12 protein-coding genes are annotated in these 14,943 nt (G+C 64.8%); 10 read left to right on the plus strand and 2 right to left on the minus strand.

What is annotated here, in order from left to right:
• Positions 1–38: 38 nt before the first annotated feature.
• On the minus strand, positions 39–794 hold the full coding sequence (locus ACQR2C_RS06670; RefSeq protein WP_434848818.1) for a COG4705 family protein: 756 nt from the start codon (positions 792–794) through the stop codon (positions 39–41).
• Between the two features lie 197 nt (positions 795–991).
• On the opposite strand from ACQR2C_RS06670, the gene ACQR2C_RS06675 reads away from it, so the two are divergent.
• The 10 genes from ACQR2C_RS06675 to ACQR2C_RS06720 all read left to right on the plus strand — a co-directional run bounded on the left by ACQR2C_RS06675 (position 992) and on the right by ACQR2C_RS06720 (position 11,814).
• A complete protein-coding gene (locus tag ACQR2C_RS06675; RefSeq protein ID WP_434848817.1) occupies positions 992–1,321 on the plus strand; it encodes a PepSY domain-containing protein in 330 nt (109 codons plus the stop codon).
• Between the two features lie 58 nt (positions 1,322–1,379).
• Entirely contained in the window at positions 1,380–2,042 is a 663-nt protein-coding gene (locus ACQR2C_RS06680; protein ID WP_434848816.1) for a response regulator transcription factor, read from the plus strand.
• A complete protein-coding gene (locus tag ACQR2C_RS06685) occupies positions 2,039–3,352 on the plus strand; it encodes an ATP-binding protein (protein ID WP_434848815.1) in 1,314 nt (437 codons plus the stop codon). The genes ACQR2C_RS06680 and ACQR2C_RS06685 overlap by 4 nt, the downstream gene beginning before the upstream one ends.
• A 918-nt stretch (positions 3,353–4,270) precedes the next feature.
• Positions 4,271–5,446: a transporter substrate-binding domain-containing protein gene (locus ACQR2C_RS06690; protein ID WP_316183057.1), complete on the plus strand. Its 1,176-nt coding sequence runs from the start codon at positions 4,271–4,273 to the stop codon at positions 5,444–5,446.
• Positions 5,447–5,460: 14 nt separating this feature from the next.
• Positions 5,461–6,084: an ANTAR domain-containing response regulator gene (locus ACQR2C_RS06695; protein WP_172131072.1), complete on the plus strand. Its 624-nt coding sequence runs from the start codon at positions 5,461–5,463 to the stop codon at positions 6,082–6,084.
• A 240-nt stretch (positions 6,085–6,324) separates the two neighbouring features.
• Complete coding sequence (locus ACQR2C_RS06700; RefSeq protein WP_434880746.1) at positions 6,325–7,200, plus strand: nitrilase family protein; 876 nt, start codon at positions 6,325–6,327, stop codon at positions 7,198–7,200.
• 46 nt (positions 7,201–7,246) lie between these two features.
• Entirely contained in the window at positions 7,247–8,410 is a 1,164-nt protein-coding gene (locus ACQR2C_RS06705; protein ID WP_316215918.1) for a substrate-binding protein, read from the plus strand.
• Between the two features lie 62 nt (positions 8,411–8,472).
• Positions 8,473–9,309 carry a branched-chain amino acid ABC transporter permease gene (locus ACQR2C_RS06710; RefSeq protein ID WP_315801235.1) on the plus strand — a complete coding sequence of 279 codons (837 nt, stop codon included), beginning with the start codon at positions 8,473–8,475 and terminating at the stop codon, positions 9,307–9,309.
• Between the two features lie 43 nt (positions 9,310–9,352).
• Complete coding sequence (locus ACQR2C_RS06715; protein ID WP_434880747.1) at positions 9,353–11,116, plus strand: branched-chain amino acid ABC transporter ATP-binding protein/permease; 1,764 nt, start codon at positions 9,353–9,355, stop codon at positions 11,114–11,116.
• Entirely contained in the window at positions 11,113–11,814 is a 702-nt protein-coding gene (locus tag ACQR2C_RS06720; protein WP_434880748.1) for a branched-chain amino acid ABC transporter ATP-binding protein, read from the plus strand. The genes ACQR2C_RS06715 and ACQR2C_RS06720 overlap by 4 nt, the downstream gene beginning before the upstream one ends.
• Here the strand turns inward: ACQR2C_RS06720 and ACQR2C_RS06725 are convergent.
• Positions 11,811–14,933 (minus strand): efflux RND transporter permease subunit, encoded by a 3,123-nt coding sequence (locus ACQR2C_RS06725; RefSeq protein ID WP_434880749.1) that lies wholly within the window; start codon positions 14,931–14,933, stop codon positions 11,811–11,813. The genes ACQR2C_RS06720 and ACQR2C_RS06725 overlap by 4 nt on opposite strands.
• Positions 14,934–14,943 lie beyond the last annotated feature (10 nt).

The following is a 14,943-nucleotide window of genomic DNA, read 5'->3' on the forward strand; positions in this document are numbered from 1 at the left end:
GATGGTGGTCTGGGTGGATCGGTTTGCGAGTAACGAGGTCATTCGCTCAGATAGGCCTCGGTCTTCCGGGGGCGGTCGTCTTCGAAGGACAACCATGCGACCAGCCCGATGATGACGGCGAGGAAGGCCAGGCTGGTATGGATGGTGCCTAGTCCGAGTCCGCCATATTCGCGCGACTGCGAAAGGAGGTCTCCGAGCGAGGCTCCGAGCGGACGGGTCAGGATGTAGGCGAGCCAAAAGGTCAGCACGGCGTTCGCGCCCAGCAAAGAGGCAACGGCGACGGCGGCGATCAGACCCGCAAAGGCAAAGACGCCGACGTTGAAGCCAAGCCCCAAAGCCTCGGTCGCGAGGTCGCCTGCGGCGGTACCGAGCGCGAACGTGAAGAGAATCGCGGACCAGTAGAAGGCCTCGCGCCTCGTCGTGAAGATGGTATGGATCGAGAGCGTCCGTTCGAACGCGTACCAGACCGCGAAGATCGCAGCCAGGACGATGGCAAACGCCACCGTGCTGACATACAGGCTGATCTCGAGCTTGTCGGTCAGCGCATCGGTGATCTGGGTGCCAACCACGCTGACCAGGACCACGGTCAGCCAGTAGATCCAGGGCACATACCTGTTCATGCTTAGCTGGACCGCGAGCGCCGCTGCAAGAAGGCCCGCCATGACGAGACCGGTCACCGTCGTTCCCAACCCGACGTGCACGGCAAGATAGTCAGCGCCGGTTTCGCCGACGGTGGTCGACATGATCTTGATCACCCAGAAGACGAGGCTGACCTCGGGGACCTTGTTGAGCATCCTGTGGCCTGTCCATTCGTTCCCGGGCATTTCGCGCAACTCCTGTTCGATCTGGTCTGGCGACGTTTCGTCGTTCCCATGCAAGGTGCCTGCTCAGACTTAGCTCCGCCTTAGAGGGAACCTCTGAACGCGGCTAAGTCGCTCCTAAGTCGCGATCGTCATGGTGTGCCGAGGGGGACATGAAAGGGAGAAACGGAATGCGACGCTCACCAATCGCCGCCTGCTCGATCCTTCTGTTGACGGTCGTCGCGGCTTCGGCGGAAACTCCGAGCACAGCCTCGAATGAGGCCGGTCCGATCGCAACGGCCAGAGTCTCGCTGCCGTCCGCGATCGACATCGCCGAGAGGCACGCCAAGGGCAAGGCCGTCCGGGCGGAATACGAAAAGCAGAAAGATGGAAGCTGGGTCTACGACGTCGAAGTGAAGGCCGACAACGGAGTGACCGACGTCAAGGTCGATCCGGAGAAGGGAACGATCGTGGCGTCTGCGGCGGACAGGGACGACGAGGACAACGACAAGGCCGATTGATCGAAGGTGCTCGGCGGCCGGCAGGCTTATCTTCCGGTCGCCGTTCGGGGACGGACAGATGCGTGTATTGCTCGTGGAAGACGACGCGATGATCGGTGCCGCGGTTTCGCAGGCGTTGAAGGACGCCGCCTACGCAGTGGATTGGGTGCGGGACGGCCAACTCGCGATCGACGCGGTGAGAAGCGAGACCTACGATATCGCGCTGCTCGATCTCGGCCTGCCCGAGATCGACGGCCTGGAGATACTGCGGAAAGTCCGCAGCGGCGGCGCGCGCCTGCCGGTGATCATACTGACTGCCCGTGACGCGCTGGACGACCGCATCAGAGGTCTCGATCTCGGAGCCGACGACTACCTCATCAAGCCGTTCGAGATCGGGGAGCTGCTGGCGCGCATGCGGGCGGTAACGAGGCGGGAGGGCAGCGGTGCGGCGCCAATTCTGACGAACGGAAAGCTTCAACTCGACCCGGCGACGCGCGAAGCCTCCTATTTCGAGGAAAAGGCGGTTCTCAGCGCGCGCGAATTCGCGCTGCTTCGGGCGCTGCTCGCACGGCCTGGAACGATCCTGTCCCGAGGCGAGCTGGAGGGACATATCTACGGATGGAGCGAAGAAGTAGAAAGCAACGCCGTCGAGTTCCTGATCCACGCCGTGCGGAAGAAGCTCGGCAATACGTCGATCAGAAACGTTCGAGGCGTCGGCTGGATGGTGGATCGCTCTACATGATCGGATCGCTCCGCGGCCGCCTCTTCGCCGGACTCACTGCCGTCATCGTCGTTGCAGGAGCGGTCGGAGGAGCATTTGCATATGTCTGGGCTTACGACGAGGCCATCGAGATGCAGGACTCCGTCCTCAACCAGATCGGGGTCTTCGCGCTGAGCTCCCCGATCAGGCAGAGCCAGCCGCTCAATGGGGTCGACGCCGAGTCGGAGATCGCCATCGTCGAATTGGGCGAGATTCCGCGTGGTCCGGCCGACAATCGTCGGTTCTGGGGTCTTCAGGATGGATTGCACAACGATACGTATCAGGGGCAACCGGTGCGCGCTCTGCTCCGGACGCGTCCCGACGGGACCCGGCTCGCAATCACGCAACGAACGGAAATCCGGACCGAGCTCGCGAGCGATATGGCGCTGCGCACGCTGCTTCCCATCCTCGCGCTGATCCCGTGCCTGATGCTGGTCATCGCGATCGTGATCGCCCGCTCCCTGCGGCCCCTGGTCGTTCTGGCCGGCGAGCTGGATGCGAGGAAGCCTGACGATATCGAACAATTGAAGGCCACGACCGCCCCCAGCGAGCTGCAACCTTTCCTCGACTCCATAAACGGTCTGCTTCGGCGCATGCGCGCCATGATGGAGCAGCAACGGCGCTTCATCGACGATGCGGCGCACGAGCTCCGGACGCCGATTACGGCTCTCAGCCTGCAGGCGGAAAATCTCGACCTCATGGAGATGCCGGCGGCGTCTCGGGAACGCCTCGCCGCTTTGAAAAGCGGCATGCGGCGAACGAAGCATCTGCTCGAGCAGCTTCTGGCCCTCGCCCGTCACGACGCCGAAATGCCCGCAACCCACGAGCCGTTACATCTGGACAGGATCACGAAGGGCGTGGTGGCCGATCTTCTGCCTGAAGCCGCCAGCCGCGACATCGACGTCGGTTTCACGATGGCCGAGACGGTCGTGGTGGAAGGCACGGCGTTCTTCGTCATATCGGCCGTTCGGAACCTGATCGAAAACGCGATCAAATTCACCCCAGACGGCGGCAGAGTCGATATCGGTATCTATCGGGAGGGCGAAACAGCGATCGTGCAGATCGAAGATACCGGACCAGGCATCCCGCTATCGGATCTCGAACGCATCTTCGAGCCTTTTTTCCGGTCGAGACAGGCCGGCGGCGAAGGATCGGGGCTCGGTCTCTCGATCGTCAAACGCATCGTCGAGAGGTATCGCGGATCGATTTACGTCGAAAATATCGTGGAGGCGGATCGCTCCGGCCTTCGCGTCATTCTACGCTTGCCCGCCTCGGACAAGGTGCCCGCATAGTGACCTGCTTCCCTGGTATTGTTCGGTTCGGACTATGACGGCGCGGCGCGCCGCCTACCACGTGAATCTCATCCGGCAGCGGTTGCAGGCAGCCCCGCTGCACGAAAATCCGCACCGCATGCGGCCTTTGAACCAGGCACCTCGTCACCCCAGGCTCGACGGGTCCGTACGAAAGATGACCACGGACGGCCAGGCGCGGCTGGCTAGGGATTCCCGGCTTAGCCGCCGGCACGGCAGCTTCGTAAACAGCGTCCCAATGTGCGGCGAAGCGGTGCGCTGAAACGCGGATTTGGCCTGAACGCTCAACAACAACGCCCATTTCAAGAGCCTGCGCGAAAAATAAATCGCTTCCGAAAATCAGCAAATCAGGCGTATGCTGCCCGCGTTCCGGTCCGGATGAGGGACGTACGCGTCGTCACGATACGTTGGGCCGGCAATGCGGTGGACGCGAGGGCATCGGCGCGCATCATGTGCGGACGAACGATGCACTTGCGGACGTGAAGTCGCGTGGTCCTGACACCCCGAAGCTGGTGTCCCCGCGGCGGCGTGCGAGAAGCGCGTCGTCGCGTACGGTGGCCAACAAGCCCGGTGCACCGAGGAGAGCGCGTATAAGCGTTAAAACCTCCGCGCAGGGAATGCCGGGATGTCTCGGCTGACCTGTGGTGACTGCCGCCTGCTTTTTTTCTGCAGGCGGGCCATGGGTGCGGCCAGCGCCCGGCATTCCCTGCGCCCTCATCATGTCACGAGGGCCCGCCTATCGCATGACCCGGACGCACTGGGCGTCGCGGCGATGCTGCGGCTCGTCCTGATCCGGATCCTCGTCTGCGGCCTCCGCCCCGGTTGCCAACCGCGCGATGAGTCGCAATAAACAGCGCTTCCGAGCCGGCGCGACCGGCCCGTCGACCTGGAGGCATGATGATGACGACGAGACCGACCGCAAAATCATCCGACAAGGATGTCTGGCGCGTCGGCGTGCTGTTCTCACGCAGCGGCCTGATGGAGGTCACGGAGTCCGAGCATTTCTTCGGCACCGCGCTGGCGATCCAGGAGATCAACCGGGACGGCGGCGTGCTCGGCCGCGAGATCGAGGTCATCGCCTATGATCCGGGCTCGCAGCCTGAGACGTTCCGCAAGCTCGCCGATCGGCTGCTGACCGAGGACGGCGCCTCCGTCATCTTCGGCTGCTCGACCTCGGCCGAGCGCAAGGCGGTGCTGCCGGCGATCGAGCGTCGTAACGGCCTGCTGTGGTATCCCTCGCTCTACGAGGGTTTTGAATATTCGCCGAACGTGATCTACACCGGGCCGGCGCCGAACCAGAACGCGTTCCAGCTTGCCGAATACATCGTGCGCAAGCATGGCCCGCGCGTCTACCTGATCGGCTCGGACTACATCTATCCGCGCGAATCCAACCGCATCATGCGCGACCTCGTCGAGTCCTATGCGGGCCGCGTCGTCGGCGAGCAATATGTGGCGATGGAGGCGACCGATGCCGAGCTCTCGCGCGGCCTCAATGCCATCAGGGATGCCGCGCCCGACGTCGTGTTCTCGACCATCGTCGGCCGCACCGCGCAGCGCTTCTATCGCATGTATGCGCAGGCCGGCTTCGATCCGAAGCGGCTGCCCATCGCCAGTCTCACGATGGCCGAGGGCGAGGTCCGCGCCATCGGTCCCGAATATTGCGCCGGCCACCTCACTGCGGCGAGCTATTTCGGCACGCTCGCGCGCGACAGCAACGACCGCTTCAAGGCGGCGTTCGCGGCCGCCTTCGGCGCCGACAAGCCGGTCAGCATGTGGAGCGCCTCGGCCTATGCGCAGATCAAGCTGTTCGCGCTGGCGTTGGCGCAGGCGGGCAGCCTCGATACCCAGAAGCTGGTCGAAGCCGCGCTCGGCCTCAGCCTGGAGGCGCCGGAGGGACCGATGCGGATCGATCCCGACAACAACCACGTCTGGACCACGCCGCGCATCGGGCGCGTGCGCGCCGACGGGCAGTTCGACATCGTCTGGGAGAGCAAAAGCCCGATCAAGCCGGACCCGTATCTTTCAGTCTCGCCGATCGGTGGCCGCTGGCTGAGCGAAGAGGCGCTCTCAGCATGAGGCCGGATGACCGCATGAAGCCGGGGGTGCGCCGGCTGATCGAGGAGCTGCGCGGCGCGCGCGTGCTGGTGATCCATCCGCGCGATGCCGAGGGCGATGCGCTGATCGACCAGCTCAAGCGCATCGGCTGCAACGTGCGCGGCGTGTGGCCGCCGCCGGCCGCGATCCCGCACGACATCGACACCGTGTTCCAGCTGATCGAGACCTCGGAGGAGATGATCTTTCCGGAAGGCACCAGCGAGCATCCCCTCACCTTCATCGCCATCGTCGACTACGAGAATCCGACCATCCTGAAGCGGCTGCTCGACAGCAACGCGCATGGCGTCGTCAACAAGCCGATCCGCTCGTTCGGCATCTTGTCGTCGCTGGTGCTCGCGCGCTCGCTGCGCGGCTACACGCGCAGGCTCGAGGGCAAGGTGCAGAAGCTGGAGGAGACCTTGAAGGCGCGGCGCGACGTCGACAAGGCGGTGAAGATCCTGATGGGGCTGAAGCAGGTCGGCGAGGTCGAGGCCTATGAGCTGATCCGCGCGCAGGCGACGCAGAAGCGCGTCGCGATGGCGGATATCGCGATCTCGATCATCAATGCGCAGGAGACGCTCGGCGGATTGGGTGTGCTGGATGCGCCGGCCTCGCGCTGAGCGGGTGTTTCCGCGCTCATGCGTTGGGCAGCCGCGGCCCGAAATTTTTGCAGCCGATGGCGTTGACTTCGTATCAAGCATGGGAATTACTTGAGGACGTCGCGGACATCGGATGTCCGCCAATGGCCGGTCGGCCATTTCACATCAGGCTATGCAGCCCTCGCATTGCGCCGCAAGGCGCAGTCGGGGGCTTTTTGTTTGGCGCGCGCGACCCTCGCGAACGCAACGGAGACTCGTGCCTTGACGACGGATGACGACAGCAAAGTGCGGATCGCCTGCATCCAGATGCAGCCGATGGTCGGCGAATTGGCAACCAACCTCGCCCACAGCCTCGATCTGATCAAACAGGCGGTGGCGCAAGGCGCCAGGCTCGTGGTGCTTCCCGAGCTCGCCTCCTCCGGCTACGTATTCAAATCGCGCGAGGAGGCCTTCGCCGCCTCCGAGACCATTCCAGGCGGTCCCGCAGTGACCGCCTGGAGCGAGATCGCCGCCGAGCACGGCCTGCATCTCGTGGCAGGGATCTGCGAGCGCGACGGCGCCAAGCTCTACAACAGCGCCGTGCTGATCGGACCGAACGGCTATATCGGCACGTTCCGCAAGGTGCACCTGTGGAACGAGGAGAACCTGTATTTCGAGCCCGGCAATCTCGGCTTCCCCGTCTACCACACCGAGATCGGCCGCATCGGCATGGCGATCTGCTACGACGGCTGGTTCCCGGAGAGCTATCGTCTCAATGCGCTGCAGGGCGCCGACATCGTCTGCGTGCCGACCAACTGGGTGCCGATCCCCGGCCAGGCGCCGGGCCGCGAGGCGATGGCCAACATTCTCGCCATGGCCGCCGCACATTCCAACTCGATCTTCATCGCCTGCGCCGACCGTGTCGGCATCGAGCGCGGCCAGCCGTTCGAGGGTCAGAGCCTGATCGTCAGCTACACCGGCTGGCCTGTCGCCGGTCCCGCGAGCCGGGACAAGGAGGAGATCGTGGTCGCCGACGTCTCGCTCGGCGAGGCCCGCCGCGCCCGCAACTGGAACGCCTTCAACCAGGTCCTGCGCGACCGCCGCTCCGATGTCTATGACGAGATGCTCGGCAGCGAGGTCAAACGGGGGTGGTACTGACTGCTCCACGGCAATTTTCATCTCGACCATTCACGGAGGACAATCGATGACGTCGCGTTTGATCACCACCTCGCTGGCGCTCGCCCTTGCGGCGGGAACGGCACTCTCGCCTGCTCTGGCCGCCGATCCGATCAAGATCGGCGTTCCCGTCGGCCTGTCGGGCGCCAACTCCGTCGTTGCACCGTCGGTGGTGCAATCCGCCGAGCTCGCGGTGGAGGAGATCAACGCCAAGGGCGGCGTGCTCGGCCGCAAGCTCGCGCTCGAGGTCGCCGATGACGCCTCGGGCGCGGCCGGCGCCCAGAAGGCATTCGACGCGCTGATCTTTCAGAAGAAGGTCAACGTGCTGATCTCGATGGAGACCAGCGCGGCCCGCAACGCCGGCCTGCCGATCGTCGCCCGCGGCAAGACGCCCTACATCTACACCTCGTTCTACGAGGGCAAGTCCTGCAGCCCCTATCTGTATGTCAACGCCTGGGTGCCGGACCAGCAGGTGCCGCCGATCGTCGACTACTTCAACAAGGAGAAGAAGGCGAAGAACTATTTCCTGATCGGCTCCGACTACGCCTTCGGCCGCGGCATGCTCGGCTTCACCAAGAGCTACATCGAGAAGACCGGCGGCAAAGTGGTCGGCGAGGAATATCTGCCGATGGACGGCTCGGACTGGACCTCGATCATCTCCAAGCTCAAGACTTCCGGGGCTGACGCGCTGATCACCTCGACGGCGGGCGGCGCGCCGAACGTGACCCTGACCAAGCAACTGCGCGCCGCCGGCGTGAATCTGCCTTACGGCAACCTCGCCGTCGACGAGGGCACCGCCAAGGGCATGGGTGCTGATGCCGCCGGCATCTATCTGTCGGCCTCGTACGTCACGGGCATCGACACCCCTGCCAACAAGACCTTTTTGGCGGCGATGGCCAAGAAGTTTGGTGCCGAGCTGAAGACGCCGAACGATCTGTCGGTTCCGGAGTATGAGGCGGTGTACGCCTACAAGGCGGCGGTCGAGAAGGCCGGCAGCACCGACCAGGACAAGGTGCTGAAGGCGCTGGCCGAGGTCTCGGTCGACGGCCCGCGCGGCACGATCAAGATGGACAAGCAGCGCCATGCGCCGCTGACGATGTATCTCGGCCAGGTCCAGGCCGACGGCAGCGTCAAGGTGATCCAGAGCTTTGCGAACGTCGATCCCGGAGCGCAGTGCCCGGGCAAGTCCTGATCGCGTATGCTCCCGCGGAGCGGACGCGCGTCCGCCCCGCAACCTCTCGACCGGGAATGACCATGCTGACCGTCGCCCTCGATGCCGTCACGACGGCCGCCATGCTCTTCATCATCGCCGCCGGCCTTCTGATCGTGTTCGGCGTGATGAAGATCATCAACTTCGCCCATGCCGCCTTCCTGACCGTGGGCGCTTATGCAGCCCTGGTCGGCGCGCAACTGGGCCTGCCGTGGTTTCTGATCCTGCCGCTCGCCTTCGTCGCCGGCGCGGTCTGCGGCGGCGTGACGGAGATCGTGATCGTCCGCCGGCTCTACAAGCGTCCGCTCGATGCGATCCTCGCCACCTGGGGCCTCGGCATCGTGCTCGGGCAGCTCATCACGCTGATGTTCGGCCGCGAGGTGCAGTTTGTGCAAGCGCCGATCTCGGGAACGGTGCATCTGTTCGGCGCCGATTATTCGGCCTACCGGCTGGTGATGATCGCCGCGGCCATCATCGTCGGCCTGCTGTTCACCGCTCTTCTCAACGGCACGCGGCTTGGTCTGTCGACCAAGGCCGTGATCATGAACGAGATGCTGGCGCAGGGCCTCGGCGTCGACTCCTCACGGGTCAGGCTGATCACCTTCGCACTCGGCAGCGGACTCGCCGCGCTGTCGGGCGCACTGATCACGCCGCTGTCGAGCGTCGACCCGAACATGGGCGTGCCCTGGCTGATCGGTGCGTTCATGCTGGTCATGGTGTCCGGCGGCTCGCTGCTGGCGCTGGCCGGCTCCTGCGCGGTCCTCGGCACTCTCCAGGTCCTGGTTTCGACCTTCGTCAATCCGATCCTCGGCGGTCTCACCATCGCGATCTGCGCCGCCGTCGTGCTGCGGATCCGCCCGGAGGGTTTTGCCCGTGCCTGATGCGCGCCCCCTCGCCTCTCCTGCGTCCCCAACGAAGCGCGCGATGCCGCTCCTGATCGTCCCCGCGTTGCTGGTCGCGCTCGCCGCCGGTGTGATCATCGTGGCGCCGCTGCTGCTCGATACCTACCTCGTGAACATCCTGGTGCGCGCCTGCTTCGTCGCCATCGCGGCGATCACCGTCGACATCATGTGGGGCTATTGCGGCACGCTGACGTTCGGCCAGTCCGCCTTCTTCGGCATCGGGGCCTATGCGCTCGCGATCATGTTCACCGAATATGGCTTCGGCCCCTGGCAGATCTGCGCCGCGATCGGCGCAGCCGTGGTGGTGGCGGCCGCTGTCGCCGCCTTCACTGGCTGGCTGTCGTTCTACCCTGGCTCGACGCCGCTCTACGCCTCCGTGATCTCGCTGGTGGTGCCGATCGTGCTGGTGCAGATCCTCTATTCCGGCGGCACATTCACCGGCTCGTCGAGCGGACTTGTCGGCTTCGAAAGCTTCGATCTGGAGATCGAGACCTGGCTGCGACTCGCTGGTTTCGGATTGCTGGCGACGGCGACGCTCGCGCTCGTCGTGATGCGCAGTGACACCGGACGTCTGCTGGCGGCGCTGCGCGACAACGACGCACGCTGCACGTATCTCGGCATCGACACGTCGCGGCTGCGTATCACGGTGCTGGTATTGTCCGCGATCGTCTCCGCGCTGGCCGGATTCTTTTATGCCGGATTCGGCGGTATCGCCGCGCCCGAAAACGCGAGCTTCAGCTTCGGAACCAACCTCGTGATCATGGTCGCGCTCGGCGGCCGCGGCACCGTGATCGGTCCGGTGATCGGCGCGCTGTGCATCGAGGTGGCGAGCGCCTACCTTGCCAATAGCCTCCCCTATGTGTGGGAGCTGATCGTCGGGCTTGCGCTGATCATCGTGATCCTTGTCTTCCCGGACGGCCTGCTTGGCGCTGTGATGCGCCTGGTCAAGCGCGGCGGTTCGGGACGGCGCACTGCGACGACGCTGCGGCCGGCCGCTGCCGCCACGGCGGTCAGCAATCCGGACGCCGTTGCCATCGAAGTTCGCGCGCTCGGCAAGCATTATGGCAGTCTCGCAGTGCTGGACGGCGTGCAGTTCACGGCATATCGCGGCGAATTGCTGAGCCTCGTCGGTCCCAACGGGGCTGGCAAGACCACCTTGATCCGCTGCCTGTCCGACGGCCGCGAGCGCTCGACCGGCGACGTCGCGATCGCCGGCCATGACATCGTACGGCTGCCGCCGGATAGTGTCGTTCGGTTTGGCCTGGGACGCAAGTTCCAGACGGCATCGGTGTTCGAGACCCTGACCGTCGCAGAGTGCCTGCGCGTCGCGCGGACACATGCTGATCCTCCCGCACTGACGTCGCGCGCGGTGACGCTGGCGCTGCCGCCTGCAGCCATGTCGGTCGTCGAACGCTCCGGGCTCAGCGAACGGCTCGATGAGGAAGCGCGCAATCTGAGCCACGGGCTCAAGCAGGCACTCGAGCTCGCGATGGTGCTGTCGCTCGAACCCGACGTGCTGCTGCTGGATGAGCCAACCGCCGGACTGACGCGCGCGGAACGGCAGAGCTTCGCCGACATCCTCACCGCCCTCGCCCGCCGCGACCGGCTCTGCATTCTCCTGGTCGAGCACGATCTCGATTTCGTGCGCGAGATCTCCTCGCGCATCATCGTGCTGCACCAGGGGCGCCTCGCGCTCGACGGCTCGGTCGACGAGGTCGTGAACAGCGAGCTGGTGCGCGAAATATACACCGGACAGCATGTTCCGCATGCGGAGGCCCTCGCATGAGCAGCGTTCTGGATGTTCACGAGCTGGCAAGCGGCTACGGCTCGTCGGAGGTGATCAGCAATGTCGGTTTTGCGCTCGGCAAAGCCGAAACCCTCGCGATCGTGGGCAAGAACGGCATGGGCAAGACCTCGCTGCTCAAGGCCATCGTCGGCTTCCTGCCGGCCTGGCGCGGCCGAGTGAGACTTGCAGGCAAGGACGTGACGCGGATAGCGCCGCATCTGAAGCGGAAGATGGGGCTGGTCTATGTGCCGCAGGAGCATGCGCTGTTCCAGGATCTGTCGGTGCGCGACAATCTCAGGCTCGGCGTGCTCACGGACGACGACATGACCGCGCGTTTCGAGCAGGTCGGCGGCTGGTTCCCCGTGCTCACCAAGCGGCTGAGCCAGCGGGCCGGCACGCTGTCCGGCGGCGAGCAGAAGATGCTGATCGTGGCGCGCGCGCTGATGGCGAAGCCCGACGTGCTGCTGCTCGACGAGGTCACGGAAGGTCTGCAGCCGTCCGTCGTCGACCGGCTGTCCGAGGTGCTGGTGCGGGCTCGCCGCGAGATCGGCACCTCGATGGTCGTGGTCGAGCAGCACCTGCCGTTCGCGCTCTCGATCAGCGACAGATACCTCGTGTTCAAGCGCGGCGAGATCGTCGATGCCGCCGCGGTCGATCGTGACTCCGCCGCGCGCATCGACGAACACATGCGCATCTAGCGGACCCGTCGCCGCGAGAACAGCGAGATCAGCACCGGCAGCGTGATCAGGATGACCACTGGCGCCAGCATCATGCCGGTGACCACGACGATCGCGAGCGGCTTCTGAACCTGCGAGCCGATGCCGGTCGACACCGCGGCCGGCATCAGGCCGATGCCGGCGACGACGCAGGTCATCAGCACCGGACGAAGCTGCAATTCGCCGGTACGGATGACGGCCTCGATGCGGTCGACACCCTCGTCGATCAGCTGGTTGAACTGCGACAGGATGATGATGCCGTCCATCACCGCGATGCCGAACAGCGCGATGAAGCCGATCGCGGCCGACACGCTGAAGGGAATGCCGGTCAGCACGAGGCCGACGACGCCGCCGAAGATCGCCATCGGGATCACGCTCATGGCGAGCAAGGTGTCGGCCATCGAGCCGAAATTGAACCACAGGAGCACGCCGATCAATGCGAGGCTGATCGGCACCACGATCGACAGCCGCTTGATCGCGTCCTGCAGATTGCCGAACTCGCCGACCCACTCGACATGCGAGCCGGGCGGCAACTGCACCTGCTCGGCGACCTTCTGCTGCGCCTCCTGGATCGCGCTGCCGAGGTCGCGCTCGCGCACCGAGAACTTGATCGGCAGATAGCGCTCCTGCTGCTCGCGATAGATGTAGGCCGCGCCCGACACCAGCTTGATGGTGGCGACCTCGCTCAGCGGAATTTGCGTAATGCCGTTCGGCCCCTGGGCACCGATGCGCAGATTCTCGATCGCCTCGGCGCTCTTGCGATATTCCGGCGCGAGGCGAACGATGATCGGGAAATGCCGGTCGGAGCCGGGCTCGTAGAGATCGCCCGCGGTGTCGCCGCCGATCGCGACCTTGATGGTGGCGTTGATGTCGCCGGGCGCCAGCCCGTAGCGCGCCGCCTTGGCGCGGTCGATGTCGATCTGCACGGTCGGCTGTCCGAGCGAGGTGAACACCGCGAGATCGGTGATGCCCTGCACCGTCGACAGCACCTGCTTGATCTTGTTGGCGGTATCCGTCAGCGCCTGCAGATCGTTGCCATAGAGCTTGATCGAGTTCTCACCCTTCACGCCGGAGACGGCTTCGGAGACGTTGTCCTGCAGATATTGCGAGAAGTTGAACTCGACGCCGGGGAAGCGGTCGTCGAGCTGCTTCAGCAGCTCCGCGGTGAGCTGATCCTTGTCCTTGGTGCCGGGCCAATCCTTCACCGGCTTCAGCGGCGCGAAGAACTCGGCATTGAAGAAGCCCGCGGCGTCGGTGCCGTCGTCGGGACGGCCGTGCTGCGAGACCACCGCATCGACCTCGGGCCGCGCGCGGATGATCTTGCGCATCTCGTTGACGTAGGCGTTGCCCTCCTGCAGCGAAATCGTCGGCGGCAGGGTCGCACGGATCCAGAGATTACCCTCCTCCAGCTTGGGCAGGAATTCGAGCCCGAGCAGCCGGCCGACCACCACGGTCAACAGCACGAGACCGATCGCGCCGGTCATCACCAGATTGCGGTTGCCCACCGCCCAGCGCAGCACCGGCGAATAGATCGCGTGCAGCAGACGCATCAGCCGGGTCTCGGTCTCCTCGACATGTGCGGGCAGGATGATCGCGCTCAGCGCCGGCGTCACGGTGAAGGTCGCAAGAAGACCACCGGCGAGCGCATAGGCATAGGTGCGCGCCATCGGCCCGAAGATGTTGCCCTCGACGCCGCTCAGGGTGAACAGCGGCAGGAAGGCGGCGATGATGATCGCCGCGGCAAAGAAGATCGAGCGCGACACGTCGGCAGCCGCCGACAGGATCGCGTGGCTCTTCATGCCCATCATCGTCTCGGGCGAGATGTGGCTCTCCTCGGCCTCGGACAATGGCGTGGTTTGCGTCAGCCGGCGGAAGATCGCCTCGACCATGATGACGGTGGCATCGACGATGAGGCCGAAATCGATGGCACCGACCGACAGCAGGTTGGCGGACTCGCCGCGCAGCACCAGGATGATGACGGCGAAGAACAGCGCAAACGGAATCGTGGCGCCGACGATCAGCGCGCTGCGCAGATTGCCGAGGAACACCCATTGCAAGAGCACGATGAGGCCGATGCCGACCACCATGTTGTGGAGCACGGTGTGCGTCGTGGTATCGATCAGGTCCTTGCGGTCGTAGATGCGCTCGATCCGCACGCCCGGCGGCAGGATGGTGGAGTTGTTGATCTGGTCGACCAGTTGCTCGACACGGGCGATGGTCGGCGAGCTCTGCTCGCCGCGCCGCATCAGCACGATGCCCTGGACGATGTCGTCATTGTTGTTGAGGCCGGCGATGCCGAGTCGCGGCTTCTCCGCCACCGTGACGTTGGCGACGTCTTTCACCAGCACCGGATTGCCGCCGCTCTGCGACACCATGGTGTTGGCAAGGTCGTCCATCGAGCGGATCAGGCCGACGCCGCGGACGACCGCCGACTGCGTACCGATCTCGACCGTGTTGCCGCCGACATTGATGTTGGAGTTGCCGACCGCCTGCAAGAGCTGCGGCAGGGTCAGGCCGTTGGCGACGAGCTTGTTGAAGTCGACCTGGATCTCATAGGTCTTGGTCTTGCCGCCCCAGCCGGTGACGTCGATGACGCCAGGCACCGCGCGGAAGCGGCGCTGCAGCACCCAATCCTGCAGGGTCTTGAGGTCGAGCACGCTGTAGCCCGGCGGGCCGCGCAGGCGATAGCGATAGATCTCGCCGACCGCGCTCAGAGGCGATATCTGCGGCGTGACGTTGCCCGGCAGCGGCGACAGTTGTGACAGGCGATTCAGCACCTGCTGCAAAGCTTCGTCGTAGGTGTAGTCGAACGAGAACTGCAGCTTGACGTCGGACAGGCCGTACAACGAAATCGTTCTGATCGTGCGCAGGTTCTTGATGCCGGCGACCTGCGTTTCGATCGGGATCGTGATGTAGCGCTCGATCTCCTCGGCCGAGAGGCCGGGGCTCTGCGTGACGATGTCGACCATCGGCGGGGTCGGATCGGGATAGGCTTCGATGTTGAGCTGCCGGAACGCGATCAGGCCGCCGATCAGGACGGCGACGAACATTCCGACCATCAGGAAGCGCCGCTGAACGGCGATGGCGACGAGACGGTCCATTCAGATCGGC

Origin of the sequence: Bradyrhizobium sp. HKCCYLRH3061 (assembly GCF_051168015.1) — a bacterium.
GTDB lineage: Bacteria > Pseudomonadota > Alphaproteobacteria > Rhizobiales > Xanthobacteraceae > Bradyrhizobium.

Excerpts from the sequence above, each read along its gene's own strand:
- ACQR2C_RS06670 (WP_434848818.1), bottom strand. The coding sequence starts at position 794 with ATGCTCAACAAGGTCCCCGAGGTCAGCCTCGTCTTCTGGGTGATCAAG.
- ACQR2C_RS06675 (WP_434848817.1), top strand. The coding sequence starts at position 992 with ATGCGACGCTCACCAATCGCCGCCTGCTCGATCCTTCTGTTGACGGTC.
- ACQR2C_RS06680 (WP_434848816.1), top strand. The coding sequence starts at position 1,380 with ATGCGTGTATTGCTCGTGGAAGACGACGCGATGATCGGTGCCGCGGTT.
- ACQR2C_RS06685 (WP_434848815.1), top strand. The coding sequence starts at position 2,039 with ATGATCGGATCGCTCCGCGGCCGCCTCTTCGCCGGACTCACTGCCGTC.
- ACQR2C_RS06690 (WP_316183057.1), top strand. The coding sequence starts at position 4,271 with ATGACGACGAGACCGACCGCAAAATCATCCGACAAGGATGTCTGGCGC.
- ACQR2C_RS06695 (WP_172131072.1), top strand. The coding sequence starts at position 5,461 with ATGAAGCCGGGGGTGCGCCGGCTGATCGAGGAGCTGCGCGGCGCGCGC.
- ACQR2C_RS06705 (WP_316215918.1), top strand. The coding sequence starts at position 7,247 with ATGACGTCGCGTTTGATCACCACCTCGCTGGCGCTCGCCCTTGCGGCG.
- ACQR2C_RS06710 (WP_315801235.1), top strand. The coding sequence starts at position 8,473 with ATGCTGACCGTCGCCCTCGATGCCGTCACGACGGCCGCCATGCTCTTC.
- ACQR2C_RS06715 (WP_434880747.1), top strand. The coding sequence starts at position 9,353 with ATGCCGCTCCTGATCGTCCCCGCGTTGCTGGTCGCGCTCGCCGCCGGT.
- ACQR2C_RS06720 (WP_434880748.1), top strand. The coding sequence starts at position 11,113 with ATGAGCAGCGTTCTGGATGTTCACGAGCTGGCAAGCGGCTACGGCTCG.
- ACQR2C_RS06725 (WP_434880749.1), bottom strand. The coding sequence starts at position 14,933 with ATGGACCGTCTCGTCGCCATCGCCGTTCAGCGGCGCTTCCTGATGGTC.